This is a genomic window from Pseudomonas sp. B1-22, assembly GCF_050474425.1.
Lineage (GTDB): Bacteria > Pseudomonadota > Gammaproteobacteria > Pseudomonadales > Pseudomonadaceae > Pseudomonas.
Genome location: NZ_JBCHVH010000002.1, coordinates 1 through 26,037, shown reverse-complemented (window position 1 = coordinate 26,037; position 26,037 = coordinate 1). Strand labels below are relative to the sequence as shown.

The following is a 26,037-nucleotide window of genomic DNA, read 5'->3' as shown; positions in this document are numbered from 1 at the left end:
ACTGCTTTCGGGCGCCACGAAGTGCTGCGCCCTTTTATCTTGCCCTCCGCTTTTCCCCTGCCTTGGCGCTCCGGGTGTGAGTAATCAGGTGGGACAGGCCTGGCCTTGGCATAGGCCTGAACGGGCAGGCGAGGGCATAGCAGCCTGCACGTTGCCGGTGGTCGCTCGCGCAATCCAATCACGCGAAGTCGGCAGGACAGTTGGCGCGAAATCGACAGGCTCATCGGCGCGACTCCAACCACAACGGCTGCGCCCGACCGATCACCGCGTTGGTGCCGACTGGGCCGAAGTAGCGGCTGTCGAACGACTCCGGGTTGCTGGTGCTGAGCAGGAAGAGTTCTTCGCCAACCAGATGTCGGCAGGCCTGCCAGGCTGGCAGTGCACGACCGTGTCGATCTCGATGCAAGCGCCTGGCGACAATCAGGCCGTCAACCAGCACCTGGTCACCCTGCACGCAGACGTGTTGTGGCGAAATGGCGGCCACTGTCTTCAGCAGCGGGACATGCGCCGGCAGATAGCCACGCTGTGCCGCCAGCGTTGCCGTGTGTGCAGGTAGTTGGACGAGCACCAGGTCGCCAGCCGCCAGTGAACCGGCCGACGTGATGTGGTACCAGCCAGTGGGCACACTGTCGGAGGCGTTGTAGACCACTCGTGGTGACGACGCGCCGAGTACCATCCAACACAGCGCGGTCAGTCCGCCGGCAGCCAGCGCTAGCGTCCATCGGACCCCACGAGTAGCTGCTGTCATCGCCGCGGTCTTCGAGCGAACGGTCACATGCGAGCGGGCAGACGACACCCTAGCACTCGTGCGACAGGGCGCGACCTGGTGCAGGGCGTTCCCCAGGCCCTCGATGGCGACCATCTCTTCGACACCCGCCCGCAATCGGTTGCCGCCATCCGCCTCCGCTGGCGACATGCTGCGATCTGGATCGTAGTTGCAGTCCGTCATGGTGTGACCTCCGGGAACTGTCGCTCCAGTAGTTCGCGCAACATCTCTGCCACCGTGACGCCCTGGCTGAATGCAGCCAGCTTGATGCGCGTGCGCAGTGCCGGCGTGATGTCCAGCGTCAGCCGTGCCGTGTAGCGCTCCACCTTTGCGGTGTCGATGGAGGCGCTCTGGCGTATCCAGGCCTCGGCCTGCGGGTCGGCCATTGGACGTGATCCGATGCCGATGCGCTTGCTGCTCATGGCGACCACCTCAAAAGCTCGTCCACCAGGCTGCTGACCTCGCGTGCGGCGGCGCTATCCGGTGCCAGCTCACGTGCCAGTCGGCCAGCTGCGACGCTCTCAGCGAAGACGATGCGCTGGCGCACCTCGACCTGCAGGGCGGGCAGTGGTTGGTCGGCCAGGGCGCCGCGGGCTTCCCGACCGATCACCGTGGTACTGATGCGCCGGTTGATGGCGAATGCTGCGCGCAAGGTCGGCCGGAACACCTGCGCTTCGCGGATCAGGCTGACCATCTCCGCGCTGGCCCACAGGTCATAGGGGCTGGGCTGCACCGGAATCAACACGCGATCGGCGGCTAGCAACGCCGAGCGGGCGAGGGCAGCGATGCGCGGAGGACCGTCGATGATCACATGGTCGGCGCGTCGCGCCAGCTCCGGCGCTTCCTGGTGCAGGGTTTCCCGTGCCAGGCCAACGGCACTGAACAGCCTAGGCAAGCCCTGCTGGCTGCGTCGCTGTGTCCAGTCCAGCGCCGAGCCCTGTGGGTCGGCATCGAGCAGGATCACGTTCTGCCCTCGCAGGGCCAGTTCACCGGCGATATGGGTGGCCAGGGTGGTCTTGCCGACCCCGCCTTTCTGGTTGAGCAGGGCGACGATCATGGCCGGATCTCCCTAGCCAAACAGCCCAGATCAAAACCTGCCCACAAATGGGCGCTGGCCCAATAACAAGTTAGAGCCTTTAAGTTAGTAAAGTTAAGGGAGGCTGGAAGCTGCGCCAGACGTGGCCTGCAGGGGCATCCGTACTCCTGATAGCACGAGAGGTGTACTCCCGATAGCACGAGCCGGGTTGCGCCTGATAGCACGAGAGAATTCACAGCTTGCCCGCAAGTTATCCCCGTGCCGTCTACGGCACGGGGCGAAAGGCCAACAGCTCGGTCGAGGGCGGCATGTGCACGACGTCCAGTTGGTACCCCGGCAGCGATTGTCGAGCGACCAGCGCGCGCAGGTCGAAGGCGAAGTCCGAGTAGCGCGCGATGCTCCCTGACTTGCGGTGCAGGTGCCGAAAGTCGAACTGCCAGCCATCCTCCTGCCTCCCGCCATGCTTGCGTACCAGGCGGTACAACCAGCGCTCGATGCCGCCGGTGAGTCGGAAGTAGGCTGGGTCGATGGTCAGCACCAGGGCTTGGTCGAGCACCCCGCTGTAGAACCAGTCCGGCAGGATCAACTCGATACCCAGCGGGCGGCCATCCGCGGCGGCCAGTTCCTTCCACTCGTTGATCCAGGAGAAGCGGTGCAGGCGCCGCCCGGTTACCTCGCGGATCGAGGTGGCCACGCTGGTCGACTGCAGCCGATCCAGAGCTGCCTTCAGTCGCTGGTAATCGCGCAGCGAAGTACCACGTCCGATGAAGCGCAGAATCTCGTATGGCGTCGTCCGCATGAGACGCGACGTGGGGATATCCGCATCGCGTGCCTCGACGATCTGACTGGCTGCCCAGATCAGAATGTCGGCATCCCAGATCGTGGCAATGCCGTGCTCCAGAGTGCCCTCCACACGCACCGTCACGCCGCCGGAGCGAAAGTCGATGGGCACCGTGCGCCGCGACTTGGCCAGCGAGAAGAACGGATGTGCCATCAGATCCTGGGCATCGCGCGGCGCCATGTCGCCCGGTAGTGCCCGGAACAGATCCAGCTGCTCGCTTTCCTTCGGCTGGGCAGATTGGTAGCGACTCATGGGCGAGGGCTTCACTGGTCATGTCGGGTGGCTCCCTGGTGGCGGTCGACGTACTCGGGATCGAAGGTGGTCTCGAAACTACGTGCATCGGCCCAGGCCTGGAGATCAGTCAGCGCATACATCACCCGGCGACCAAACTTGTGAAAGCGCGGCCCGCCGCCGATCACCCGCTGCTTCTCCAGCGTGCGTGGCGAAAGGCGCAGGAAGGTCGCCGCTTCGTCGTTGGTGAGATAGCGAGGGGCAGGGGAGGCCTGGGGCATCTGAGCTGCGCTATCGCACGCAGCTGGACTCATGGCGCGTGCCGAAGGGCCAGCTTTGCGATGCACTGCGGAGTCGAGGTCGATGAGGCGAGGAGTACGGGAGAGGTCGGGTGAGTGCGGCATGATGTGTCCTCCATTGACGTGGGAGGAGCACCGTGCGGGAGCTGGCGTGCTGGATCATGTCGGGGTGGGTCTGGGTAAAGTCGAAGGCGAGCGGGGCATGGATTGATGCGCAAAGAGTCAGGGTGCTGACCGAGCACGCCCGGGTAGGAAGGCGAGAACTTTCCGGCAGGCAATTACGCAAGTTCCCACGCACACAGTGCTGCTGGATTACGGAGCTGCGGCTTCATGCAGAACCTGAAAAACGCATCGGTGCATTTCTGTGCTTCCGTAGAAGCGTAAATCCGCTTCCCCACAAATCCGCAGTTCCGTAGAAGCGGATTGGCTCATTTGTGCAGATACGCAAGTCCGTAACAGTCTGAATGTCCGGCTGAGATTTGGCTCACCTGCTTCCGGCTGATTGGGTGCGTGCAGCACCCAATCAGCCTCCAAGGTGGGGCGCGCGGGTGTCCGAAAGGACAGGGGCGCAAAAAACAAGGGCACTGGGTCAATCCCGGTGCCCGCAGCTCACACTACTTGTTCCAGAACACATGCACTTGCTCGAAACCGGTCTCCAGGGCGAACAGGTCGCCTCCGATCTCCATGTCGCGGGCCATGGCCCGGTAGTCGATGTAGTGGGCCAGGTGCTGGGGAACGCTGGTGGTCTCCTCGGTCAGTTCCTGGGCATAGTCGGTCAGCGAGGCATAGCAGCCGCAGTAGTCCTCCTCGGCGGCCTTGCGCGCTTGCTCCAGGTCGTTGAAATGGGCGAGCAGGGCGCCGCCAAAGTCGGGGTACTCCTCGATGAAGCATGCGATCTCATGGGCGACTTGCAGCCCCTCGTATTCGCCGAGGCGGTAGCCGTCGAAGCCCTCGAAGTCGTGGATGGCATACTCCTCCGCACCCTTTACCGGCGAGGCGGCCAGCATCGCGTCGACCGTTGCCTGGATGTCGTCCATGTCCAGGGTCGCATCGATCCAAACACCATGCAGGTAACCGGCGTTGTAGGCGGCCAGGTCGGTAACGTAGATCCTGATTTCTTCGCTCATGGCTTTCGCTCCTTCGTCTTCAGGGTTCTGCGCTTGCGTTGCGCATGAACCTCTGCCGACTAGGGCGACTAAGGCCGTCGTGAAAAAATCAGGAAAAATCGCGGAGGCTCCACCCAGCGCAGCGGCCGGGTGGAAACCGTCTATTTTTCTTGAATTTGAGGGGGCAAGAACCCCTGCTCTGGAAGAAGAAAAGGTCAACACCCGGTGGTGACCGGCCACATTCATTCGTCGCAGCTGGCTATCCGGCTCAATGGCAAGCATGCTGCTCAAGGGATGGCGGAGTGTACCTACTACTCTCGCCATTGGGCATACTCGGTTGGCCTGAGGATGGCGAGGAATGGCCTGTGTCCTCCACAACAATCACAAATCCTGGAAAGGGATAGACAGCAGAAGGAGCAGGGATGGGCGTATTCACTCCCGCTGGAGAAACACGTGTCGCGGTCCTGGTCGATTGCGACAATGTATCTCCCGAGATTCTGGAACACGCACTGCGTGTTGTGGCCCAGTTTGGGCGTGTGGTAATCCGCAGGGGATATGGAAACCACGGAACGCTGGCCAACAAGTGGCAGGAAGCGCTGGTGCGCTTGGCCTTCACGCCATGTCTCCAGTACCAGTACGCAGCGGGCAAGAACACGTCGGATATCGCGCTGGCGCTCGATGCCCTGGAAGCGCTCTTCGACCATCGGGTCGACACTTTCTGCCTGGTCACCAGCGACTCGGACTTTGCCTACCTCTGCCGCAAGCTTCGTGAGCGGGGCGCCACCGTCTGCATTGTCGGTGAGTCCAAGACACCGGCCGCACTTCGCAATGCCAGCGACCAGTTCTTCGAGTGGAGTCGAGACGAACACGCCGAAGAGCCCGCAGAGCAGACCGAGAAACCTGCCGCCAAGCCGGACTCCAGTCTGAAAACCGAACCCGCCAAGCCTGACGCTGCAAAGCCCGCGGTCAAACGCAGACCGAGGTTCGTTGTAGATGCAGTATCCTTGCTCGCCGCCAGAACCAGCGAGGGCAAGGTCACCCTGAGCGCCCTCGGGCAATACCTGAAACGAACTGATCCCGCATTCTCGCCCAGTGCATACGGCCACTCGGGCCTGCTTGACATGATCAAGACCTACGACCTGCTGCAGCTCGTCCAGGAAAACGGTGGCCACTGGAGCGTGAGCCTGGCCGCACGCGAAGAAGCCGTGCCCGAAGCGATCAACTGATCCCATCTTGCAAAAAAGGGGGCCAGGCCCCCTTGGCTCAGATGAGCCCGTGCTCCGCGAAGGAAACTGACCGGGTTCCTGCGATGATGATGTGATCCAGCGTACGCACGTCCACCAACGCCAATGCTTCCTTGATGCGCAGGGTGATCGACTTGTCCGCTTCGCTGGGCTCTGGATTACCGCTGGGGTGGTTGTGAGCGATGATCGCCGCGGCTGCATTCAGGCGCAGTGCCTCCTTGACGACCTCACGTGGATAGACCGCTGTGCTGTCGATGGTGCCCTGGAAAAGCTCGACGTACTGGATCAGTCGATGCTTGGCGTCCAGGAACAGCACTGAGAACACCTCGCGCTCGTAGCCGGCCAGTTTCGCGCGAAGATAGTCCTTGACCACATCTGGGGAAGTGAAGCTGGCCCCACGCTGCAGCTTGCAATCGATGGCCTGGCGCGCGGCCTCAAGGATCTGATCGGCAGATGCCGGCAGATAGCACCCTTGGTCGTCACGCACGAGCAGGGTAGCGGCGATAGCGTGGACAGGTTGCGACATGGTCGTTCTCCGGTTGCTCGGGCGGAATTGCCCGATCCCGGACCAGCACGGCGCAGCGCAGCAGTCAGGGGGCGAAAGCCGGCCCGGCCGCAAGCGTGCGCCGCACGCGCAGCCCTTGACGGCGAGAACGCCGTGATAGGGTGAAGGGAAACAGCAAGACCGGCCTCCGGACTTTCATGTGGCACGGACGGCAAGCGAAGCGCGCAGGCCCATGGGGCCGGAGAGGAAATGCGTGTATCTCAAGAATGCCCATCGCTAGGCAGAAAGCTCGAGCCGGCTGAACCGGCTCGAGCTTCTAGCCTAAAGCGTCAAAGGCAGATCCCTGATCCGTTGCTCATTGCACTGCAGCGAACTCAGCCGCTGCTGAATGCGGCTCAAGAAACCGACCTCGAAAGCACGCCTTTCCATTGCACAGGGGAGAAGATCACGCTCGGCGATCATGATCGCCCAAAGCCAGCCGCTTCGCGCGTTGTCGAGCCAGGTTTGGGCCAGTCCCACGCCTTGATTGAATGCCTGCCGGCAGTCCGCGGCCCAGATGATTTCCATGCCTGGATGACCGTCGTGTGGCGGAAGGCAAGTCATGACGCCTTCGTTCACCTTGCACCTCCTCGCGCTTCGGAAAGCGCACGACGGAACAGCACGACAATCTCGTCGAGCAGATCCTGGGCCGAGTAGGTCGCAACTCGTAGGCGCAAGTTGTCCGGCTGGATTCCATCCGGCCCGGCCATTTGATCCAGCAGATTGCCGAGCATGGTTGCGCGCAATTCGGCCGCAGCCTCGACGGGGAGGGGAGAGCGTTCGGATTCATGCAGCGGACTCGGCCGCCGGGGAAATGGGATAACGCAGGTTTCGAACTCAGCCATGGCGCACCTCCGGAATAGAGGTGAACAAGACCGGAAGCCCAAGGCGGAGCTCTTGGGTAAAAGGTGGGTAGCGCATTCCTTATGCTCCTCGGACAGTTGGAGGAGCCACCAGTGCCGTTTCGACTCGGTAATGGTGGCGAACCGTACGGGGGTCGAAATACCGGCGTCCGAGGGAACCGGCCAGGCAAAAGCCTGCCCCGCACGGTCCACCATAGAAATGCAGCAGCTTGGTGAGCTAACACCAGCTACGCATCTATGAACGCTACCGCGCCCTCAGACAATTCGGGTTTCGACTCCCGGTCATGGGATTGACCATGACGGGCGCACTCTAGCCTGCGGGTCTCAGGATGGCAACCAGGTGTGGCGTAGCTGGATTGGACGGTGTAGTAGGGGGACATCACTTGAATTACTTGGGCTCCCACGACAGGTAACGCCTGATGCAAGTGATCAGCCCGAACAGCTTGCTCGCTGATTGCGGAGCCCTTGTGGCCATTGGTCATTCACCCATCGGAGCGGGGAAGTGGCGGGTAGTAAGGCGGTGTCAAGAGGGAGACAGGCGTCGAGTTTTTACGTATGCTGTATTTATATACAGTATTGACCGAATTGACATGAGCATAGCTGCTGCTTGTGGCTGAAAGAAATTTACAAAACGATGATAGGGGATAGAATGGTGATGGAAAGTCACACATTTGACCCAGAGGGGGAGTCAATGAGCCATTTCGAGAGCGGTATTGCGGTGCATCCGATTGAGGGGGCTCTGGGTGCTAATGCATCGGAAGACGTTGCTGGAAGTGATCGTGCGCTCTTGGGCAGGCTGCTCGAAATCTACGACCAGAAGCATCTTGCTGAGGTCCTGAATGGAATTGACGGCCACTGGTGCCGTGAAACCATCAATCGCTGGGTTAAGGGTAAAGCGTCACCGAAGTTGTCCCATGTCGAATACACCCGCCTAGAAGCTCTGCTTCCGAAGCGAAAGGTGTTTGATCCATCGTTCACCTTTATCGATTTGTTCGCGGGGATTGGTGGGATCCGAAAGGGATTTGAGGCGATTGGTGGGGAGTGCCTGTTCACGTCCGAATGGGACAAGAATGCAGTGCGCACCTACAAGGCGAATCATTACTGTGATCCCGCCCGCCATTGTTTCAACCTCGATATCCGAGATGTCACGCTTTCCGATAAGCCTGATGTGAGTGAAGAGGAAGCGTATCGAAACATTGACCGCGAGATTCCTGATCATGATGTGCTTCTGGCTGGGTTCCCCTGTCAGCCGTTCTCACTTGCAGGGGTATCCAAGAAGAACTCGCTAGGACGGAAGCACGGCTTCGAGTGTGAGACTCAGGGAACGCTGTTCTTTGACGTAGCGCGGATTTTGGCAGCCAAGCGACCAGCTGCGTTCCTTCTGGAAAATGTGAAAAACCTGAAAAGCCATGACAAGGGGCGTACTTTTCGGGTCATTTGCGAAACCCTGGACGAGCTCGGTTATGAGGTTGCCGATGTTGATGCGCCAAAGGGATCTGACCCCAAGGTCATTGATGCTCGGCACTTTGTACCTCAGCATCGTGAGCGAATTGTTCTGGTTGGCTTCCGGCGAGATCTCAATGTTCACCAAGGTTTCACCCTGAGCAGTATCAACAAGTATTTTCCAAAGCAGCGCCCCACCTTTGGTGAGTTGCTCGAGGCAAACGTAGACGACAAGTACATCCTGAGTCCCAAACTCTGGGAGTACCTTTACAAATACGCACAAAAGCATCGTGAGAAGGGGAACGGCTTTGGCTTCGGACTGACTGGGCCGCAGGATGTGGCAAGAACGCTATCGGCGCGGTACCACAAGGACGGTTCTGAAATCCTCGTCGATCGTGGATTTGTCGAGTCGGAGGATTTCTACGGTGCAAAAAACCAGAAGAATCGACCGCGGAGATTGACGCCCACTGAGTGTGCGCGGCTCATGGGCTTTGACAAGCCCAACGAGAGCAACTTTGTTATCCCGGTTTCTGATACTCAGGCTTACCGTCAGTTTGGAAACTCGGTTGCCGTTCCAGTTTTCGAAGCGGTGGCCCGCTTGATGGAAGACCGCATTCTGGCTGCAAAAAAGAAGCTCGCAAACGTTGAGCTGCCTCAGCTGGAAATGGCTCTTGCTTAAATCAGGCGCTTGAAGGCTTTCACGGCATCCAGGTAAGCGGCCGAGCATGGCAATGCCAGAGTTGACCCTGATGGGTACTACTTGAGGAATAGCTTTTGGTTGATATTGTCGAGCCGGTGGTGCGCTCTCGGATGATGTCAACCATTCGCGGAAAGCATACCCAGCCGGAGCTTGCGATAAGGCGATACCTGCATTCATGTGGGTATCGCTTTAGGCTGCATCGGGCGGATCTGCCCGGCCGGCCTGATTTGGTGCTGACCAAATATCGACTGGTCATTTTTGTGCATGGATGTTTTTGGCACCGGCACTCGGGATGCTTCTACGCCACGTCACCGGCGACCAGAAAGGAATTCTGGCAAGCAAAGCTCAATGGCAATGCAGAGCGGGACCAACGGCACATCAGTGAATTGGCAGAGCTCGGATGGAGAACTCTCGTCATTTGGGAGTGTGGACTTAAACATTCCCTCAGCGAAATTCACGAACTTCCTCCACTGATCGATTCCGAAATCGAAAGATTGGAGTGGCCCGTTGCTCCCCCTCGAATTCGAGGTGAGCATGGCCGGGAGCTGAGCGGCGGCTAGAAATCGGGGAGTGCTATGGGTGGGCTCCGAGGCTGAAGAATCGATTGAGACTCTTGCAGCCCCACATTCGCGCCAACACCGAACTTACGAGTCGTTGAATTGCACCTTAAGCCCCTTGTCGATCCAGATCGTGCGCCGTTTCCCAAGCTCTGTTCTGAAAAAATCCCGGAAGGTGATCACGTTCTCATGGCGTTCATACTCCGTGTATTTGGAGTCCTTGAGCTGCTCAGGTACAACCAGGTAGATACCATTCTCTCTCATCTCTTCGACGGAGTCCCCCGCGATGCCGTCGTCGACGGTGCCAAGGTATAAGTCGGACGCTTTGTTCTCGCTTAGTACCTGCTTCCATCGTTCGCGCAAAAGCGTCTTGAGGCTCAGGATGAATGCATCATCGCGTTCCCGCTCGGGATCCCTGTAGAGTTTCAGTGATGGCAGGATGAAGTCTGGCCGCTGGTTGCCGACAAAGCGTTGTTCCTGAAAAGGAATCCCTCCATCGGCGAGCATTCGTTGCACGTGCTGCTCGAATGAGTATCCGGCCCTGCTTTTCGAACGCTGGCCGGCACTGACCATTACCTCTTTGTAGATTTCATCGTATTTGGTGACTAGCTCCGTGACGACAGTTGTCAGGTCTGGAGGAGTCTTGCCTCCCGACAGCATGTGAAGCAGTTTCGCGGAGTAGTGGCGTGCCGAATGCTGGCGGAACAGGTGATACTCGATGTCCCTGCTAATCCGCATGAGGGCATTGCCGGGGCACTCCAGCTTAAACGGGTTCAGATCAGCCGCCCCGGTCTCTCTAAGGAACTCAGTCTGTGCCTGTGCGGCCAGTTCAGCAGTTTTTGGAAATGCGCAAGCTGCCCACAGGCTTTCCATGCGCCCCTCAGTCAGAGCCTGGAGCAACTCCTCGATAAATCCAGTGGGAGCCACCTCCGGAACGATGGCATGCGCTGTATCGAAGAGGCTGTACTCGAATGCTGAGTCCAGCTCGAAAATGGTCTCGACATATGCCGAGCCCTCTTCGTCTGCGGAATCAAGTACCACGCAGTAATACGTCACTCCGGTCGAGTCTTCATGCCGACCTGCGAGGAACCATGAGGCAGGACCGATGCCAGCAAATTCAGCCTTTGGCACGCCTGTCAGGTGGCACTCCTTGCCCTTGTTTGAATAGTTTACCAGCCGTGATTGCTTGACTTCTCCCGTGCGAACCCAGCACGTCTGGATACGGCACTCGTAAATGTGCGCGGCACTTGAGGTGGCATTCGACAGGGACGGAAAAAATGAGCCTTCTCTCAGTTCCAGGGGAATGTACGGACCATTTTGGTGGCCGAACTCAGGGCCGTCAGCCCATTTTCGGTCATTGTTTGATAGCTTCTTGATGGCTATCTTTGAGCACTTCTGGAGAATCTGCTCGATTAAGCTGATCGTTGATTCCGTAGCTGCAATAGGCATGCTTCACCTCTCCTTGGGGGGCTGATTCTACCAAGGCTTGCTCATTGAACGACATCGTGGCCGGGGTAAAGCACCTTAAGGTCACGGTGGGAGTAAACGGGCGCGGTTCAGGGCAGGTCCTCGGTCAGTTTCCTAGGTTGGTGTGATATGTGGGGTGGATTCGAGCTGCACGCCAGTGATTGTGGTTGCAGGGCTCTCATGTTTTCCTGGGGGGAGAGCCCAAGATCGCGAAACCTGCGAGACTGCATGGCGATGGGGCCTCGCTGATGTGACCGGTTGGAGTTACCGCTGCTGTTTAGGATGCTTGAGAACGTTAGGATCGCTTGGATGCAGTATTTTGAAGTGCACGCGTTACATGACTCAGTCCCTACTTGGGTGGCTACCGTGCTTGGTTTGGGGTACCGGTGGCGCCTAAGTTCCACCAGTGTTCGCCGGATTGGCCTATTGTCGATGCCGTGTGAGTCTGAGGCTGCAGGTCTCATTGCGCTGGGCGCGTTGCGGAGCGATCTTGAGCGCACGACTGCAAACCACTTGGATACGCACTTCGATGTTCTGTTGCAGGCCTGTCTTGAGCGCGCGGCAGCTCAAACGCGTCGCGCGGCCTTTCCCGAAGAGCTCTCGTGGGACGTGCGCAACGCAGTTGACGATACCCGCTGGCGTTTTGTTGCCTACGATGGCCAACGAGATGCAATTGTTCTCGAGAGCGCCACACATCGGCCGGTTGTTAAACGCAAAGGCAAAAGCATCCCTAACCCAAATGGCGCCTGCAGCAGATATATCATGCGGGATAACGCAATCAGATGGCAGTTGCGTGATTCTCCCTTGCCGCAGTTGCCTCCGGAGGGGAAGGCGCTGGAGCCATCCGCGTATAGCAATCTGCCAGGTTGCTTTGGCCATATCCTGGAAGAAAACCTGCTCCGATCCTATGACGGTCTGGTGCTGGTCGGGCAGGGTGCTGCGCGTGACTCCACCTACATGCAGAAGTTCTATTCGACGGGCTTCGTCTCAGCTGAGCGCCAGCTTCCGTTGGGCGATCTGCTGACTCTGCATCACGGCGAGCGGAATTACATACGGCGTCTGCGCTTCCTCAGTGAGCGCGCACATCACGGTGCAAGCGTACAGGCAGCTTGGTTGGTCGTGGCCGATGGTATATCGGCGCTGCTCCTTGCGGAGAAACTGTTTCCCACCTGCGACATCATAGGGGTCTGCAATCGTGATGCCTCCATCGAGGCCGTCCTCCAGCTAAAGGACTGGCTGAACGATACCGTTCGCTACTACACCGACGCAGAAACAAGCCACTACCGGTCGGGCGAAATGCCAGCCGGCATGCTGCTGCGTGTCCTGCAACGGAGGACATGAACATGCCTGTCTCAACTACCGCACGCTTGCAGTTCCTGCATAACAATCCTCCGGTCCAGGAGCTCTACATTGGCGAGTCTCCGCTCTTTTCTGCGATTCGCCAGCATATGCGGTCGCTGTATTCCTTTCTGTATCGGCCGGAGGATGATGTGCACCAGAACGAACCTGCACTGATGCTCCGTTTCGAGATGCAGAAGTGGTTAACGTCGCCTTTGATGCCTGATATCGGTCTGTTCCACCGCTGCGGTCTTGCTGATGACGGGCGCACCCGCCGGCAGTGGGGAGCGCAGGCCGCGCAAACCGTTGAGCTGCTGAGAGACCTTATTACCCGTTACGCTGAGGAAGGCTCCGTGCTCAATACGGAGTTCGTTCGGCTATTCGTCGACCTTGCCGGCGAATACGCAGAAGATCGAATTGGGATTTGGTGCCATCACAAGGAGCGCGACCTCTATCGCGACCTGCTCGAGGGGCTGGCCGAACTTGATGACGGGGCATTCGTTAGCACGTTGGCAGAGTACCGCAAGAGTCCTCCGGTCGATGCACTGATCCGATTTGGACCATTGCGTACGAGCGGTTTCGGCAGTGTGCCAGAGGCACTGATCACGTCACCGTCATACCGCAGGCTGATCCGCTTGGTCTGGAAGGGGCTGGAAGATGAGGATGGCTTTGCCGACGATCCGGTGCTACCTGCGCACAATTACCTGGCGACCCTGACCTCGGTCCGCAACATAATCACCGGAAATCAGGGAGCGGTGACAGCGCCTCGTGAGAGCGAGCCAGTGGATGATCTTGCGTATCTTGACCAGAAGGCGCCCGCCGGCAAAACCCGGCATCGCTGTGTGCTGGTGGAGTTTCCTGCCGAGTACGGCGTGCTGCTGCGCCCCGGTTCCCGCTTGCTGGTGTTCACGCCCGATTGCGCTGATGCTGAGGCCGTTGGCTACCGGCACATCGGTGACGTTGAGGCCGGTGATTACCTACTGATCCATGATGCTGATGCGGACCTAGGTGATGTAAGCGTGGATGCCACCAAGGCGCCGCTGGCTGCCCTGTGGAAAACGGCGCTGGCCGATGTCTGGAGACGACACCCGGGTGTGTGTGCTCAGAAAATGCAGCAAGCCGGCATCGGTCTGCTGGATCTGTCCCGTGCGGTCCAGAAGTGGACAGCAATGAATGGCACGGTAATTCGCGCTCCCTTGCGCAAGAAGCATTTTGAGGCACTGCTGACAAAGGTGCTTGATCCGGAGCTAATTCCTTCGATGGTGGTGAATGGCAGGACAATTCCAGGCTGGCGCCGGGCCTGGACGGAAGTCGAGTCCACACGGGTAACCGCGATACAGCACGGGGCTGTGGAGAATGCCATCGTCAATGAGCAACTGGTTGCAGAGCTGCGCAAGGAATTGCCCGCCATTCGCGACATGATTTCACTGGATGATGTTCATCGTCACCTGCTTCAGCCGGTCAGCGGACTCACTGGCAGCGTGGCATTCAAGCCCGTGATCAGCCTGTCGTCGGATTTTGCAGCACCGGCAGAGCTGCTTGGAAAGCCGCTGAAGATGCCTATCGCTGAGCAGTTCCGCGCAGACTTGGGAGGCGATCATCTGTGCGCATGATTCCCGGATTTATCGATGAGTCCGCCCCGCCCGGGGAGGTGGCTCTGTACCGGAAACTTGAAAGCGCCCAGTGCGACTGGACTGTCATCCATTCGTTGGACCTGGCCCCGAGCAACCATAACAGGCGCACCGAGCTCGACTTTGTGATCCTTATTCCCGATGTTGGCATTCTCTGCGTAGAGGTCAAGTCGCATCGCGAGATCGGCTTCGACGGCGACCGCTGGTACCCGGAGAGCATCACCAAATCGCCATTCCGTCAGGCGCAGGATGCGCGTTTTACCCTGCGGCGCCGGCTGGTGGACCGGTTAGCGGCCTTTTCCCAGGTGCCGGTGGTTCACTGCTGCATATTCCCTCGGGCGGACTTTGCTGTGCCGCCCAACCTGTCGGTCCAGCCTTACGAGGTGATGGACCGCGGCCGGTTCGAGGCCTGTACCACGGGTGATGCACTGAGTGATGCGCTGAAAGCCATGGCCCTTCGGATCATTGATGTGGATTCGACGATCACTCCCCTGAAGGCACCGCTGTCTGGGCAGCAAGTAGAGGACTTCGTAGGTTTCTGTTTCCCCATTCGCACACGCCGACCGGAAAAGAACGCCGAAATCCGCTATCGCGAGGAGGAACTCGAGAAACTCCTGCGCGAGCAGCAGCGCCCATTGCTTCGTTTGACGGAGTACAACCCCCGGGTGCTTGTGGAAGGTGGAGCCGGCACCGGCAAGTCTCTGATTGGTCTGGAGGTTGCCCGACGCAAAGCCGCCCAAGGGCTTCGTGTGGCGTATCTATGTTTCAATCGGTTGATTGGCCAATGGGCCGCCAACCAGCTTGAGACCGATCGAAATCCACTGCTGGTTGGCGGCTCCGCCCTCAGCGTACTGATGTCTTTGACCGGGGTGAGTGTGCCTGATAATCCCGACGATGATTTCTGGTCCGACCTACCGTTGCAGATCCAGGATCGTCTCACGGACCCCTCGTGTACAAATGATGCCCGGTTCGACTACCTCGTCATCGACGAGGCGCAGGACATACTTGGGCGTCCGGACCTGCTGGACTGTATTCGTCTGTTGCTGGACGGCAACCTGGACGGAGGCCGATACCTGATGCTGGGCGACTTCCGCAATCAGGTCCTGACTGGCGCTACGGAGCTCGAGGTCCCCCTTGCCGCCTTGCGGGGCTATTCCGCCCGCTGGGTACTTACGGAAAACTGCCGGAACTACAAGGCCATTGGTCAAATCGCGATGAAGCTTTCTAAGGCCGACCGGAGTACCTACTCCGGGTATCTGCGTCAGGGCGGCGGCCTGCATGCATGGAATCTTGGTCTGTACAAGGACGCAGCGGATCAGGCCCGCCAGATCATTACGTGCATGGATTCGGCCCTGGCCAGCGGGTTTTGTGAAGAGGACATTACTGTTCTCTCCTTCGGAGCCGAACAGCAATCGGTGCTTCCCCTGCTTCGCGAGATGTGCCGCCGTCCCTTCGTCATTGCCGGGAGGACAGGTGCCAAGGGCATCCGCTGGTCCACTGTTTCCGCCTACAAGGGCCTTGAGAACAAGGTCATCATAATCACCGACGTGACTCCTTCCGACAGTGGGTTCGATCGCAGCCGCTTCTACACGGGAATTACACGGGCCCAGGAGCGACTCCATCTTTTTTGTCACGCGTCAGGTGCTTCACAGCTGACCGCATGGGTCACAAGCGCAGGGAAAGAATATGAATAACGAAAGATCTGCCGAGATTGAATTTCTGCGCGGCGAGCTGGTGGGCCCTGCGCGCCCTTTGGGTGCGGATCGCACCAACACCACAGTGACCGTTGATGCACAGGGCTGCTTCCGGATCGCCGAGGAGGCCGACGGTACCCTGTACTACCAATGCGATGGCAGCGCTGTTCTGCAGGAAATCGTTCACTATCGTGGCGAAACACCCATGCAGCGTTATGGCGCGGGTCTTTTGCACCCGCGCAACGATGTGCGTGGGGCGGTGATTGACGAATCAGTGAATGGGGGGGCATTCGGCGATCAGACGACCGACGATGAACCGGACGACGGCGCATCGGTTGAAACTGTACAGGCTGTGGTCTCCGATCCGGAAGGGCCTGCGTCCTCTGCGGTGTTCGCTAGCGGCGACGCGGAGTCTCAAGGCGGTGGCGCCGAGGCGGATGACGACGATTTCGCGGTCAGCAGCGACGATATGTACCAGCCGTCGGTCATGGGCATCACCTTCTGCCTCGAGGAGGGGGACGGCGAATTTGTGGTGTCGCTACCCCCCATGAAGAAGTTTTTCTGGCAGTTGCCAGAAGCGGCCGCATTTCCAGTCAACGGACGGTACGAGCCCTGTATCAAGGTCACTTCTAAGGAGGGTAGCGAACACCGGACTGAGGCGTGGCGGCGTGTGCCGGCGACTACTGAGGATACGTGCGAACGGTTTCTGCTGGCCAGCCTGAAGCCAGGTAAAACCGAGTCCAGGAACTTGGCACTGGCGGGGGGGCTGGGCCTGCAGATCCAGGTGTTTCCGCGGCGCATGCATGGCAAGTGGATCATCACCTGCGTGCTGCGGAACCAGCTGGATGCGAGCATCATGAAGAGCAAGGCGGAACGGGTCCGAGGCGTGCTCTTCCAAGCCTGCTTTGAGGTGCGCGTGCAGGGTGGTGCGGCCTTTAGTCGTTACCCTGAAGGCGTCAGGCCGTTCGGGCAGTTCGATGATGACGAGCAGACGCTCGCCCTGCTGTACCGTGACGAGGCCACTTGGGCGATCGGGCATGGCTGTGCGGCGGGATGGGATAGTGTGGAAGGTGCGACGCCGGAAGCGGTCTTCGCCGATGTGATGCCGGCCGTGGAACTACCGAGTATGACGCCCGACATCAGGGATGGGGACGGCAAACCGGTCACCCTGTCAATGCGCGAGCTGGCAGGGCTGCCGTCCTTTGCCTCGGGCGGCGCGGGCTGGGAGGCACTCGACCGCCTCGCTGGAGAGTATGCCGCGTGGATCGAGGCACGCGAGGCTGACAGCTCGGGGCTAGAGCACCATTTACGTGAGGTGGCCACGCGTCATCTTGATGGCTGCAGGAAGTGCCTGACACGCATCCGCGAGGGTATTGCCATTCTGCAGCAAGATGAAATCGCGCTGGAGGCGTTCCGTCTGGCTAACAAGGGAATGATGCTCCAACAGATAGCCTCCAAGCAGATCGTGCGCCGCCCCCTGGTCCGTCTCGATGGCAACGTGGTGGCAGCCAAACTCGCGGAAGGTCAGCCTCGCACTCCATGGGAGGTCTGGGCCGCCGATTCAGAGAAAGTGGGTATCGGCAACTGGCGTGCCTTCCAGGCAGCCTTTGTGCTGATGAGTATCGCAGGGCTAGTTGACGGGCGTAGTGACGACCGAGAGGTCGTCGACCTGATCTGGTTTCCTACAGGTGGGGGCAAGACCGAGGCATACCTCGCGGTTGCGGCCTTTTACATGTTCCACCAGAGACTGATTGCGCACCCCGACGACGAACTTCGCCGCGACGGCACCAACGTCTTCATGCGCTATACCCTGCGCATGTTGACCACCCAGCAATTCCAGCGTGCTGCCAGCCTGATCTGCGCGATGGAGCAAATTCGCATACGACGCAAGAAAGAGCAGTCCCATCCTCAGTTAGGAGAGGCCCGATTCTCGCTGGGGTTGTGGGTAGGAGCTGATGGCTCTCCGAACAAGTTTGAAGCAGCCGTTGCGGCTATTCGCAAGTACGAGCGGAGCGACGTATCTGGGAATCCGTTGGTACTTACTGAGTGTCCTTGGTGCCGAAGCACAATTGGCCGACTGGAGAAGGATTCCGACGGCGGCCGTGCCAAAAGCAAAGGCAGCAATCTGGCTGGACTGCCAATTTCCGGCAGGCGTCCTTACCTGAAGTGTTCCGATACCTGCTGTGAATATGGTGACGCGCGTGACAGCCTTCCTGTCGAGGTGATCGACGAGGCCATCTATGACGAGCCGCCGTCCATGTTCATCGGTACAGCAGACAAGTTCGCCATGATGGCCTGGAAGCCGGAAACTGGGGCACTTTTTGGCTTCCATCACGATAGTGAAGGAAATGTCACCCGTGTTAGGCAGCCACCAGGGCTGATCATCCAGGACGAGTTCCATCTGATTTCCGGGCCGCTGGGCACGATCTACGGTCTGTATGAGGGCGTGATCGAGCGGTTTTGTACCGCAGAGGTAGGCCGGCACCTGATTCGGCCCAAGATCATCGCATCGACGGCCACCATTCGTGGCGCAACTGATCAGGTGCGCACCGTCTACGCCCGCGAGAATCTGCAGTTGTTCCCCAGTCCGGGATTGGAAATGGGGGACTCGTTTTTCGGACGCTACGCTAGAGACCGCGACGGCCGGCTTGCAGAGGGGCGCCTGTACCTTGGCATTCATGTCGGCGGTTACCGGTCATTCCTGACGGCACAGGTTCGCACATTCTCGGCAGCGTTGTTCAGGGCCTGGATGTTCGAGGATGACAAGAAGGATGCATGGTGGACCTTGCTGGCGTTTTACAACAGCCTTCGCGAGCTGGGGGGGGCCCAGACTCTGTTCCAGTCTGACATTGCCGCGCGCATGAAGGATTACTCGCTCCGCTATGGGCTCAAGGGCAGCAAGCAACGCTACCTCAATACAGTCGAGGAACTGACCAGCCGCCAAAGTCAGGCACAGCTGGTTGAGCTGATGGACCGGCTGGCTCTGGACTGGAATGACAAGAAGTCCATTGATGCCTGCCTTGCATCAAACATCATCGAGGTGGGGGTTGATATCGATCGGCTGGCATTGATGGCCGTTGTCGGCCAGCCCAAGTCGACCGCGCAATACATCCAGGTTACGGGGCGCGTCGGCAGGCGCTGGGATAGCCGACCGGGCCTGATTCTGAGCATGTTCAATCCAAGCAAGAGTCGTGACCGATCACATTTCGAGCAGTTCCACAGCTATCACCGCCGGTTGTATGAGCGTGTAGAGCCCACGTCGGCCACACCATTTTCGGTCGAAGCAGTGGAGCGTGCCTTGACCGGCGTCCTTTTGGTTTGGGCCAGGCAGTGCCATAACGCTAAATCACCCGGCGAGGCATTTGGTGACTATGTCGGCTATCTGGAGGAGGCGTTTGAACTGCTGCTTGAGCGCTGCGAAATCATCATGGAAAAGCAGCCAGCGGAGTCGGATCGCGTGCGCGATGCCATGTATAAGGTATACAGCGACCTCCGCACGAAATGGCAGGCCAACCCGCAGGAGTGGTGGGCATACCCGCAGAAAAGGGACGGTGAATACCTGATGCTGTGGTCCGGCGTGTTCGCGACCCGCGAACAGAAACAAAAGGGTGCTCGGGTTCTCAGCAGCATGCGCAATGTCGATGGCACTGCCCGCGCGGCGATCAGCGACAACTATTTTGTGGAGGAGCACACAGAGCATGGCCAGTGAGATTCGGCTGGGGCAACTGATTGCACCCTTTGGTCCGGGAAGTATCTACACCGACAAGAATGGTGTTCCCAACATCGTCTGCGGCCTTGACTTCTGGCACAAGCAGAGGGATGAGCGTGGCTACTGGAAAGCAGATGGGGCAGCCATGCGCAAGCATGCGATTTACGAGCCCCGACTTTCCGCGCTGCTCCGGGTTCATCAATTCCGCCAGCCGCCGGAGTATTGTTTTGACGAACAGAACCCCGGTCTCTCCAGACTGGAGGTTCAGACACACCGCTTCCCCACTTGGTATGTCGACAGTTTCAGCGGAAAAATGCGCCGGGTTAGTCTTGGTACGCTGAAACTGGCCCCTCTGGAAAAGGGCGAGAAACAGGCGCGGTGGCGTCCGGTCCGGTTCATTAGTGTCTGCAGCCGCGGGCATATCTCGGACTTTCCTTGGAAGGAGTGGTGCGGATGCGTGTGTCCGGGGGACAGTGGCCTGGTCCTGAATGATTCGGGCGGTCCAGACCTGCGCTCCGTGAAGGTCTCCTGCACGACTTGCCGGAAATGGAAAACGCTGGCCGGGTCCATGGGCATGGACCGTGATCAGGAAAGTGGCACGATCAAAGGTTCCGGGCTCCGTTCCGCGGGCATCCTCCGCTGCAGCGGGGAGCGTCCCTGGCTAGGACGGGGGGCTCAGTCGTGCGATGAACCTCCCGTAGCCGTGCTGATTAACCAGTCGAACATCTATTTCGGCATGACTCTATCCTCGATCTACCTGCCGGACATGACCAGCGAACAGACCGTCGCCGAAATAAAGAAAATACTGCGGCGGGACGAAATGGATCTGAGCATCATCAAGTTCCTCCTCGAGATGGGGGAGCGGCCGGACGTTCTAGGCAGGCTTCGCGACATCCTGAGACCCCATTACTCCACCCTTCCCGATGACGAGTCGATTATGAAGGCCATCGACTCCCTCAGCCAGGGTACCTCGGTGGCCAGCGGGGGGGATCAGCCCGTTATGGAGGAGTCGGAAACGCTGATGTTCCGGCGGGCCGAGTACAACGTTCTGCGCAATGAAGTGGGGCCTGGTGTCGACGATGAGCTTAGAGTCATCCCCAGCCAGGTTCCGGAGGAATTGAAACGCTGGTTTGGGCGGGTCAATCTGGTCGAGCGCTTGCGCGAGACGCGCGTATTCTGTGGATTTGAACGTCTTATTCGGGCGAGGGATCCGCTCAAAGCCATGCCGTCATCGGCCATGAATCAGCTTTTCCTGCATCCGCCAGAGCCCGCGCACCAGTGGTTGCCCGCCATCAAGAACTACGGCGAGGGAATTTTTGTCGAGCTGAGCGAGGATGCCGTGCGTCGATGGCTAGATGATAACGCAGGTTGGCTGGGGGCGCGGCTCGACCAAGCGTTTGTAAGCCGCATGGGTAACGAGTTGAATCTCCTTCCTCCCCTCCAGGCTAAAGACTGGACGCCGCAATGGGCCGCCCGCTACCTTCTGGTTCACAGTCTGGCGCACATCATGATCAATCAGATGGTGTTCGAGTGCGGTTACTCGTCTGCTGCGCTGAAGGAGCGCATCTTCGTGTCGAGCGATCCGGAGGCACCAATGGCAGCCTTCCTCATATATACAGCTGCTGGGGACTCGGAGGGGAGTCTGGGTGGACTGGTCCGCATCGGCCGGCCTGAGATGTTCGAGCCAATGGTGCGCAGGGCGCTTTCGCGGGCTTCTTGGTGTTCCGCCGACCCCGTGTGCTCGGAGGATTTGGGTGGTACAGGGGCGCGGCGAGTGAACAAGGCAGCCTGTCATGCATGCGTTCTGCTACCGGAAACAGCCTGCGAGACAGTCAACAGTGGATTGGATCGAGCTATGGTTGTCGGGACCCCCCAAGCGCCGCAGTATGGGTTCTTGTCCGATCTAATTACAGCGCACTCTATCTGACCAGTGCTCGTAGGAATAATCTGCCGAGGGAAGGCCAGGCAAGGCGGAAAGCGGCGAGGAAGCAGAGTTTTCTGGTCGTAGAGACTATCCCGAGTCGCTTTTCAACGCAGCATGACCGAACTCAGGTGTTTTCAATGCAGCGCCCCATGCGGATTCATGAGGTGCTGATTCTGGGTGGAAGATTCCAGTCCTACCTGATTTTTACACGCAGTGAAAAAAGATTGGGAAGATCTTCCTCACTGAGTAATCTCCATGGGTAGCCGTGATTCCTTACCCCATTCCCCTTTTCCGACATCATGAACTCAAAGACGATTCGGCGTTCGCCTACAAGCTCTTTGAAATTCTGGATCAAGGGTCTTTCGCAATACACAAGTTCCGTGTAATGGAAGCTTTGTTCTGTTCCTTTGCCAAGTACTTTTGCCTTGATGAAAACAGCCCTAGAGTGCTTCTCCAGAAGTCGCTGCTCGAGCGTTTTATGAGACCAGTACCCTAGGAGCGACGTATTCTTTAATAGATTAATTTCGGTTGGACAGTCCGTATCAAGCCAGAGGCCAAGGTTATTGATTTTTGTTGTGACTTGCGAATAACAGCGATAAAAGCCATTTTGGTCAGGCTGGCCAATATTCTTTATGAGTTGAGAGTTGGATGATTTGGTATGCCAGGCAGGTGCCTGCTGGAAAAGATTGATTTTGCTACCCTTTCCGGTGCCCTTATCATGTTTGCACTTGATTTCTATTCCCTTGAAGTCGGCCGTCTTGTCGTTATTCTCCTCAACTCCAGCCATGAACTCAAAGGTGTAGCCGATGCCGGTGTCTCCCGCTCTTAGGGTATTTATATAGCCTTGAGAGCTTATTCGATCGAAATGTGATAGTAGCTCTTTGAGCACATCGTCAGTGCTGAATGAGGTAGAGCTGGAGTCAAGTAGAATGAATGATTCATTTTTTGTGGGGACATCGCCGAAAAGAACTTTGCACAAGGCCGGGAAGCAGGTATCGACATTTTCAATGACCGCGTCAACGTAGTACCCCGTCGAGCCGTCCGTATGTTCGGCCCTCATGAATACGGCCATTCTTGCGCCATTCTTGCGGTTTAGCGCACCATTGAGGCGAGTTATCCTGCGCTCAGGGTAGCGCTGGTAATATTTATAGGAAAGTTTCGTTTCCTTCCCATTTACGCAATCAAATGCAGAGAAGAACGTTGCTGTGTTCTGGTCTGGATTATCGATTTTAAGCTCTGGAAAGAACTCGTAAATTTCTGTTGGTATGACAACGCCGTGTCTCCCAGAGTCATCATTGTGGCTGAGGATTTTTGCAAATATATGTGCAGTTACTAAGGTCTTTCCGAGCCCATTTGCTAGGCTCTGGCTGTAGGCGCGAGGTGATTCAAGGGATCTTGATAGCATGGTTGGTCGTGTATTTCTGTTTTTCTAAAGTTGATTTCTGGTTGGTAAGGGTCTTTGAAGGCATCAAAAGCTTCACAAAGTTGCCGGATTTTCTCTGGCTGATGACGAAACTTTCTGGGGAGTAAGAAAACAAAAATTACTGGGCGTCGACCTGGGGGCGCTATTTGGAAGCTAAAAGATGTTTTCAAGCCCGCAGGCACGTCTGTACGTACCAGTGAATAACGATACATTTCAACTTGGCTGGGCATTTACCCCGACTGGCTGTTCTTAGAACGCGGTGGTATAGGCGAACTCCGGCGTGCCCCAGGCTGGCAGTGCCTTGGCTGAGTCCTTGGTGGGCAGGCTGATGACTTGGCCGTCGGTTGTCTTGGCTTGCAGCGTTTTCGCTTTTCGCAGATCGTCCCAAACGAAGAGGAGGTCGTTGGCGCCCACTCGCGAGGCGGTGTCGTAAGGCGTCTGTACTTCCACGGCATCGACCAGCAGGTCAAATCCCTGTCGCTGTAGCTGCCGTATTCCGCACCATTCAAGGTCAGAGTCATGCTAACCGGGTGGTCTTCGCTGCAGGCGATATAAAGGGAGTTTCCGGCGTTGTCCGAGACGTTGTATTCGGATGTACCCTGACCCCAGCCGCTGGACCATTGGCCGATCTCGCCGTAGCCCATGGCGGCAATCGGCAGGGAGAAGAGGGCAAGAAGGCAGCTGATTTTCTTCATGATCTTCCTTGATGTTTCACAACGGGAGGAGCTGGTGGTCCGGGCAGCTCAGCGTTTGTTGCGATCGCTCCTACTGCTGCCCGTATACCATTCAGAGCAGGTCGCGACGGCTCAGGTCGCCTTGGCGGTAGATGTCTTGCCAGGTGCAGGAGTTGAATTCGTCGAGGAAGGTTTCCAGCTGTCCCAGCGTGCCCATTCCGGCGAGGTTCCAGTCGTCGTACATTAGTTCTTCGCGGATTCTGAGCATCGCCATCACGGATGGCCTGTAGCCTGTTTCCTTCAGGAGTTTGCCCATATAGGCGTTGATTTTCTGGGGGGCGGCACATTGCTGAAGTTGATCGACTGCGATTGCGCAGCCCAGGATTTCTTTGAAGTCGCCTTCGTCAGTGCAGCCGGTCAATGCCAAAACGCGAATCCCAGAATACAAGTCCTGTTGTTCAGATCATCCTCGTGTCCATGAGAAGGTGCGAATGATATCACGATGATCTCAAAAACTGCCTGCTTGTTCGGATCATGCTGGGCCGGATATGCGCTTCGAGCAACCTAGGCGCAGTTCGCCGTCCGTTGCTTGCTGAATGTCGAAGCGTCTCGAACACATTGCGTGCGGCCCAAGCATCAATGGCTAGGACGCGGACTTTGCTGGCCGAGGATCAAAGTCAGAGGTCTCGCAACCCGAAGCCGCCAATCTGCTCAGGGACTTTTGCGGGAATTCGTTGAAAACCGTCAGGTAGCGTAGGACATCGGTTGCAGCGAGCGCCCTAGATGATGCTAGAAAAATCAGTGAGTTACGATTTCGACCACTGGCATGGGGTGCAAGGGGTAGAGTGTTCGAATCACTCCGTCCCGACCAAATTTGAAAAGGCCGGTTCAGCAATGAGCCGGCCTTTTTGCATTTCTCTTTCCGCAAAGATTACCTAGATCGATCGCCAGCTCGGCGCGTCTCTCAGTGCCCAGTCATCCTGTGTTGCCAGGAAAGTCGGTAGGTCCCGTCGCGCTATCCAGATTTCGCCTTGCCACTTGATCACGCCGATGCGTTGGTCGGCCCAGGTCATGAAGGCGCGGTGGGGATTGGTGTCGGGGATGTGCTGTGTGTCGTGGAGGGTGGGGAGGACTTCGTCGCTGAGCCATTTGGCTATGTTGCGGTGTTCGGGGTGCCAGAAGCGGTAGAGGGCTTTGTAGGCGCCGGATTCGCTGATGACTTCCACTTCCTCGCGGAAGCCGCTGTGGTATTCCAAGACGACGGCGCGTTTCTGTTCCGGGTCCATGCGGTTGGGCAGGCGGTAGGGGCGGCGGGCGTTGATCAGGCGGGCGAAGTCGTGGGCGACGAACCAGGGTTGGCGTTCGATCAGGACGGCGCGCAGTTGGTAGGTGTAGCGTTGGAAAACGACAGGCTTGTAAGCGTCTTGCATGGTGAAGCTCCACCTACGAGGTTGAGGAGCCGCCACGCGTCGTCGTCAAGCGAAGGGTGGCGGACCGCGCAGGGTTGACGAACCGGGAGATGGAACCGGCAGACCCGAGGATCTCCCTGCGCGATCCGCCATAGAGCCAGTAGTGAATACTACTGGCATGAAAGGGCCTACAGGAAACCATCGCTGTTTCCTGCACGCGTTTTCAGCGCTTTCGCGTCATCTCAGTTCCGGTCGTCAAACCAGGCCACGGGATTGACCGTGACGCTCGGAGAATGGCGGACGGCTTTCCGAGGCGGCAACCTGCAACGCTCGTAGGAATCCAGGGCGCGTGCGTGGAGGTGCGAGGTCCTGGTGAGTCTTCTCTATATAGAAGAAGCAGCGGAGTGGAGGAGGTGGGACGCTTGAGCTTGGGCCTGGCTACCGTCGGTGCTACTGGCGGTGCGCGGTTGCCGGAGGGGATTGCTTCTATAGTAGGAGAGGGAGGGGAGATACCCTTTGTCATCTTTCTGCAAAAAGCCGTTGACGGGCATTTTTAACTCCCTATAATGCGCACCACTCCCAGCGACGAAGCGCTGAAAGAGCTTGAAAATCAAGCACTTACAGTGAATCGAAGTTGAGAATGGTGATCAGGCAGGTGATTCACTTGCCGCTCTTCATTGGCTGCTCCGGCGGTGAGCTGAAGAGAAGGTCATCGAGGTGCTTGACAGTGGGTTTGATCGCTGTAGAATGCGCCTCCCGCTGATGAGAAGGTTTCCTTCGCTGATGCGCAAGCGGTTGAGTAGAAAAGAGATTTTCGAAAATAACGCTTGACGGAAAAAGAGGTTAGCGTAGAATGCGCGCCTCGGTTGAGGCGAAAGCCTCAGCCAAACGCTCTTTAACAAGTCGAATCAAGCAATTCGTGTGGGTGCTTGTGATGTAAGACTGATGATCGACTGATTATCAGCAACGCAAGTAACACTCGTGAACTCGAGAGTTTTAGCTCATTAAGTTGAGCATGCGATTGCTGAGCCAAGTTTAGGGTTTTCTCAAAACCCAAGCAGTATTGAACTGAAGAGTTTGATCATGGCTCAGATTGAACGCTGGCGGCAGGCCTAACACATGCAAGTCGAGCGGATGA

The 26,037-nt window shown here is 58.0% G+C and carries 22 protein-coding genes and 1 rRNA gene; 9 read left to right on the top strand and 14 right to left on the bottom strand.

The genetic code is table 11. The annotated features are described in order from the left end of the window. Positions 1–220 precede the first annotated feature (220 nt). From ACQ5BL_RS06825 to ACQ5BL_RS06800, 6 genes are all read right to left on the bottom strand, one after another. The gene (locus tag ACQ5BL_RS06825; protein ID WP_430293130.1) at positions 221–748 is read right to left on the bottom strand and encodes a S26 family signal peptidase; all 528 of its coding nucleotides are present in this window, start codon (positions 746–748) and stop codon (positions 221–223) included. 197 nt (positions 749–945) lie between these two features. After that, positions 946–1,188 carry a hypothetical protein gene (locus tag ACQ5BL_RS06820; protein WP_430292909.1) on the bottom strand — a complete coding sequence of 81 codons (243 nt, stop codon included), beginning with the start codon at positions 1,186–1,188 and terminating at the stop codon, positions 946–948. Continuing rightward, positions 1,185–1,823, bottom strand: coding sequence for a ParA family partition ATPase (gene parA / locus ACQ5BL_RS06815; RefSeq protein WP_430292908.1), 639 nt, complete (start codon positions 1,821–1,823; stop codon positions 1,185–1,187). Before parA ends, ACQ5BL_RS06820 begins: the two co-directional genes overlap by 4 nt. A 244-nt stretch (positions 1,824–2,067) precedes the next feature. Beyond that, a complete protein-coding gene (locus ACQ5BL_RS06810) occupies positions 2,068–2,895 on the bottom strand; it encodes a replication initiator protein A (protein ID WP_430292906.1) in 828 nt (275 codons plus the stop codon). Between the two features lie 11 nt (positions 2,896–2,906). After that, a complete protein-coding gene (locus ACQ5BL_RS06805; RefSeq protein WP_430292905.1) occupies positions 2,907–3,188 on the bottom strand; it encodes a helix-turn-helix transcriptional regulator in 282 nt (93 codons plus the stop codon). Positions 3,189–3,787: 599 nt separating this feature from the next. Continuing rightward, a complete protein-coding gene (locus ACQ5BL_RS06800; RefSeq protein ID WP_430292903.1) occupies positions 3,788–4,300 on the bottom strand; it encodes an antirestriction protein ArdA in 513 nt (170 codons plus the stop codon). A gap of 401 nt (positions 4,301–4,701) precedes the next feature. Between ACQ5BL_RS06800 and ACQ5BL_RS06795 the strand changes: the two genes are divergently transcribed. Next, positions 4,702–5,505, top strand: coding sequence for an NYN domain-containing protein (locus ACQ5BL_RS06795; protein WP_430292901.1), 804 nt, complete (start codon positions 4,702–4,704; stop codon positions 5,503–5,505). 37 nt (positions 5,506–5,542) lie between these two features. Here the strand turns inward: ACQ5BL_RS06795 and radC are convergent, their stop codons facing one another. The 3 genes from radC to ACQ5BL_RS06780 all read right to left on the bottom strand — a co-directional run bounded on the left by radC (position 5,543) and on the right by ACQ5BL_RS06780 (position 6,912). After that, positions 5,543–6,049 (bottom strand): RadC family protein, encoded by a 507-nt coding sequence (gene radC / locus ACQ5BL_RS06790; RefSeq protein WP_430292899.1) that lies wholly within the window; start codon positions 6,047–6,049, stop codon positions 5,543–5,545. A 300-nt stretch (positions 6,050–6,349) separates the two neighbouring features. Further along, entirely contained in the window at positions 6,350–6,646 is a 297-nt protein-coding gene (locus tag ACQ5BL_RS06785; protein WP_430292898.1) for a LasR-specific antiactivator QslA, read from the bottom strand. After that, positions 6,643–6,912 (bottom strand): hypothetical protein, encoded by a 270-nt coding sequence (locus tag ACQ5BL_RS06780; protein ID WP_430292896.1) that lies wholly within the window; start codon positions 6,910–6,912, stop codon positions 6,643–6,645. The genes ACQ5BL_RS06785 and ACQ5BL_RS06780 overlap by 4 nt, the downstream gene beginning before the upstream one ends. 709 nt (positions 6,913–7,621) lie before the next feature. Here ACQ5BL_RS06780 and dcm point away from each other — a divergent pair. After that, positions 7,622–9,052, top strand: coding sequence for a DNA (cytosine-5-)-methyltransferase (dcm, locus tag ACQ5BL_RS06775; protein WP_430292895.1), 1,431 nt, complete (start codon positions 7,622–7,624; stop codon positions 9,050–9,052). A gap of 95 nt (positions 9,053–9,147) precedes the next feature. Beyond that, the gene (locus tag ACQ5BL_RS06770) at positions 9,148–9,633 is read left to right on the top strand and encodes a very short patch repair endonuclease (protein WP_430292894.1); all 486 of its coding nucleotides are present in this window, start codon (positions 9,148–9,150) and stop codon (positions 9,631–9,633) included. Positions 9,634–9,717: 84 nt separating this feature from the next. Here the strand turns inward: ACQ5BL_RS06770 and ACQ5BL_RS06765 are convergent, their stop codons facing one another. After that, entirely contained in the window at positions 9,718–11,079 is a 1,362-nt protein-coding gene (locus ACQ5BL_RS06765; RefSeq protein ID WP_430292892.1) for a type II restriction endonuclease, read from the bottom strand. A gap of 531 nt (positions 11,080–11,610) precedes the next feature. On the opposite strand from ACQ5BL_RS06765, the gene ACQ5BL_RS06760 reads away from it, so the two are divergent. From ACQ5BL_RS06760 to drmB, 5 genes are read left to right on the top strand one after another with little or no spacing between them, the layout of a single operon-like run. Further along, positions 11,611–12,438, top strand: coding sequence for a hypothetical protein (locus ACQ5BL_RS06760; protein WP_430292890.1), 828 nt, complete (start codon positions 11,611–11,613; stop codon positions 12,436–12,438). Then, positions 12,435–14,048 (top strand): hypothetical protein, encoded by a 1,614-nt coding sequence (locus ACQ5BL_RS06755; RefSeq protein ID WP_430292888.1) that lies wholly within the window; start codon positions 12,435–12,437, stop codon positions 14,046–14,048. Before ACQ5BL_RS06760 ends, ACQ5BL_RS06755 begins: the two co-directional genes overlap by 4 nt. Beyond that, positions 14,045–15,760 carry an NERD domain-containing protein gene (locus tag ACQ5BL_RS06750; RefSeq protein WP_430293129.1) on the top strand — a complete coding sequence of 572 codons (1,716 nt, stop codon included), beginning with the start codon at positions 14,045–14,047 and terminating at the stop codon, positions 15,758–15,760. Before ACQ5BL_RS06755 ends, ACQ5BL_RS06750 begins: the two co-directional genes overlap by 4 nt. Further along, positions 15,753–19,469 (top strand): helicase-related protein, encoded by a 3,717-nt coding sequence (locus tag ACQ5BL_RS06745; protein ID WP_430292887.1) that lies wholly within the window; start codon positions 15,753–15,755, stop codon positions 19,467–19,469. The genes ACQ5BL_RS06750 and ACQ5BL_RS06745 overlap by 8 nt, the downstream gene beginning before the upstream one ends. Further along, complete coding sequence (gene drmB / locus ACQ5BL_RS06740) at positions 19,459–21,396, top strand: DrmB family protein (protein ID WP_430292886.1); 1,938 nt, start codon at positions 19,459–19,461, stop codon at positions 21,394–21,396. Before ACQ5BL_RS06745 ends, drmB begins: the two co-directional genes overlap by 11 nt. A 190-nt stretch (positions 21,397–21,586) precedes the next feature. Here drmB and ACQ5BL_RS06735 read toward each other — a convergent pair whose 3' ends face one another. The 4 genes from ACQ5BL_RS06735 to ACQ5BL_RS06720 form a co-directional block, all read right to left on the bottom strand. Next, complete coding sequence (locus ACQ5BL_RS06735; RefSeq protein WP_430292884.1) at positions 21,587–22,798, bottom strand: MvaI/BcnI family restriction endonuclease; 1,212 nt, start codon at positions 22,796–22,798, stop codon at positions 21,587–21,589. 267 nt (positions 22,799–23,065) lie between these two features. Then, on the bottom strand, positions 23,066–23,266 hold the full coding sequence (locus ACQ5BL_RS06730) for a hypothetical protein (RefSeq protein WP_430292883.1): 201 nt from the start codon (positions 23,264–23,266) through the stop codon (positions 23,066–23,068). Between the two features lie 336 nt (positions 23,267–23,602). After that, complete coding sequence (locus tag ACQ5BL_RS06725; RefSeq protein ID WP_430292881.1) at positions 23,603–23,917, bottom strand: hypothetical protein; 315 nt, start codon at positions 23,915–23,917, stop codon at positions 23,603–23,605. Between the two features lie 508 nt (positions 23,918–24,425). Continuing rightward, a complete protein-coding gene (locus tag ACQ5BL_RS06720; protein WP_430292880.1) occupies positions 24,426–24,920 on the bottom strand; it encodes a BRO-N domain-containing protein in 495 nt (164 codons plus the stop codon). Between the two features lie 1,044 nt (positions 24,921–25,964). Here ACQ5BL_RS06720 and ACQ5BL_RS06715 point away from each other — a divergent pair. Continuing rightward, positions 25,965–26,037: ribosomal RNA gene (locus ACQ5BL_RS06715) — 16S ribosomal RNA — on the top strand; the annotation flags it as partial.

Excerpts from the sequence above, each read along its gene's own strand:
- ACQ5BL_RS06825 (WP_430293130.1), bottom strand. The coding sequence starts at position 748 with ATGACAGCAGCTACTCGTGGGGTCCGATGGACGCTAGCGCTGGCTGCC.
- ACQ5BL_RS06820 (WP_430292909.1), bottom strand. The coding sequence starts at position 1,188 with ATGAGCAGCAAGCGCATCGGCATCGGATCACGTCCAATGGCCGACCCG.
- parA (WP_430292908.1), bottom strand. The coding sequence starts at position 1,823 with ATGATCGTCGCCCTGCTCAACCAGAAAGGCGGGGTCGGCAAGACCACC.
- ACQ5BL_RS06810 (WP_430292906.1), bottom strand. The coding sequence starts at position 2,895 with ATGAGTCGCTACCAATCTGCCCAGCCGAAGGAAAGCGAGCAGCTGGAT.
- ACQ5BL_RS06805 (WP_430292905.1), bottom strand. The coding sequence starts at position 3,188 with ATGAGTCCAGCTGCGTGCGATAGCGCAGCTCAGATGCCCCAGGCCTCC.
- ACQ5BL_RS06800 (WP_430292903.1), bottom strand. The coding sequence starts at position 4,300 with ATGAGCGAAGAAATCAGGATCTACGTTACCGACCTGGCCGCCTACAAC.
- ACQ5BL_RS06795 (WP_430292901.1), top strand. The coding sequence starts at position 4,702 with ATGGGCGTATTCACTCCCGCTGGAGAAACACGTGTCGCGGTCCTGGTC.
- radC (WP_430292899.1), bottom strand. The coding sequence starts at position 6,049 with ATGTCGCAACCTGTCCACGCTATCGCCGCTACCCTGCTCGTGCGTGAC.
- ACQ5BL_RS06780 (WP_430292896.1), bottom strand. The coding sequence starts at position 6,912 with ATGGCTGAGTTCGAAACCTGCGTTATCCCATTTCCCCGGCGGCCGAGT.
- dcm (WP_430292895.1), top strand. The coding sequence starts at position 7,622 with ATGAGCCATTTCGAGAGCGGTATTGCGGTGCATCCGATTGAGGGGGCT.
- ACQ5BL_RS06765 (WP_430292892.1), bottom strand. The coding sequence starts at position 11,079 with ATGCCTATTGCAGCTACGGAATCAACGATCAGCTTAATCGAGCAGATT.
- ACQ5BL_RS06755 (WP_430292888.1), top strand. The coding sequence starts at position 12,435 with ATGAACATGCCTGTCTCAACTACCGCACGCTTGCAGTTCCTGCATAAC.
- ACQ5BL_RS06750 (WP_430293129.1), top strand. The coding sequence starts at position 14,045 with ATGATTCCCGGATTTATCGATGAGTCCGCCCCGCCCGGGGAGGTGGCT.
- ACQ5BL_RS06745 (WP_430292887.1), top strand. The coding sequence starts at position 15,753 with ATGAATAACGAAAGATCTGCCGAGATTGAATTTCTGCGCGGCGAGCTG.
- drmB (WP_430292886.1), top strand. The coding sequence starts at position 19,459 with ATGGCCAGTGAGATTCGGCTGGGGCAACTGATTGCACCCTTTGGTCCG.
- ACQ5BL_RS06735 (WP_430292884.1), bottom strand. The coding sequence starts at position 22,798 with ATGCTATCAAGATCCCTTGAATCACCTCGCGCCTACAGCCAGAGCCTA.
- ACQ5BL_RS06720 (WP_430292880.1), bottom strand. The coding sequence starts at position 24,920 with ATGCAAGACGCTTACAAGCCTGTCGTTTTCCAACGCTACACCTACCAA.